The organism is Streptomyces sp. NPDC019937, assembly GCF_040631655.1.
Taxonomy (GTDB): Bacteria; Actinomycetota; Actinomycetes; order Streptomycetales; family Streptomycetaceae; genus Streptomyces.
The window spans coordinates 1-1,206 of record NZ_JBEYAL010000102.1 but is presented as its reverse complement, the minus strand read 5'-3'; the positions used below and the strand labels follow the sequence as shown (position 1 = coordinate 1,206).

1 rRNA gene (only partly in view) is annotated in these 1,206 nt (G+C 56.7%); it reads left to right on the top strand.

Going from position 1 to position 1,206, the window contains the following annotated elements:
• A 23S ribosomal RNA gene (locus tag ABZ562_RS40990) occupies positions 1–1,185 on the top strand; it begins 1,791 nt to the left of the window's first position.
• Positions 1,186–1,206 lie beyond the last annotated feature (21 nt).

Genomic DNA, 1,206 nt, shown 5'->3' with positions numbered 1-1,206 from the left:
GGACGTGCTCCTTGAGCTGGTGGTGGCCGCAGAGACCAGCGAGAAGCGACTGTTTACTAAAAACACAGGTCCGTGCGAAGCCGTAAGGCGATGTATACGGACTGACGCCTGCCCGGTGCTGGAACGTTAAGGGGACCGGTTAGCTCTGATTCGTCGGGGCGAAGCTGAGAACTTAAGCGCCAGTAAACGGCGGTGGTAACTATAACCATCCTAAGGTAGCGAAATTCCTTGTCGGGTAAGTTCCGACCTGCACGAATGGCGTAACGACTTCTCGACTGTCTCAACCATAGGCCCGGTGAAATTGCATTACGAGTAAAGATGCTCGTTTCGCGCAGCAGGACGGAAAGACCCCGGGACCTTTACTACAGCTTGATATTGGTGTTCGGTTCGGCTTGTGTAGGATAGGTGGGAGACTGTGAAGCGCTGACGCCAGTCAGTGTGGAGTCATTGTTGAAATACCACTCTGGTCGTGCTGGATGTCTAACCTGGGTCCGTGATCCGGATCAGGGACAGTGTCTGGTGGGTAGTTTAACTGGGGCGGTTGCCTCCTAAAGGGTAACGGAGGCGCCCAAAGGTTCCCTCAGCCTGGTTGGCAATCAGGTGTTGAGTGTAAGTGCACAAGGGAGCTTGACTGTGAGACCGACGGGTCGAGCAGGGACGAAAGTCGGGACTAGTGATCCGGCGGTGGCTTGTGGAAGCGCCGTCGCTCAACGGATAAAAGGTACCCCGGGGATAACAGGCTGATCTTCCCCAAGAGTCCATATCGACGGGATGGTTTGGCACCTCGATGTCGGCTCGTCGCATCCTGGGGCTGGAGTCGGTCCCAAGGGTTGGGCTGTTCGCCCATTAAAGCGGTACGCGAGCTGGGTTTAGAACGTCGTGAGACAGTTCGGTCCCTATCCGCTGTGCGCGTAGGAGTCTTGAGAAGGGCTGTCCCTAGTACGAGAGGACCGGGACGGACGAACCTCTGGTGTGCCAGTTGTCCTGCCAAGGGCATGGCTGGTTGGCTACGTTCGGGAGGGATAACCGCTGAAAGCATCTAAGCGGGAAGCCTGCTTCGAGATGAGGGCTCCCACCCACTTGATGGGGTAAGGCTCCCAGTAGACGACTGGGTTGATAGGCCAGATATGGAAGCCGGGTGACCGGTGGAGTTGACTGGTACTAATAGGCCGAGGGCTTGTCCTCAGTTGCTCGCGTCCACTGTGT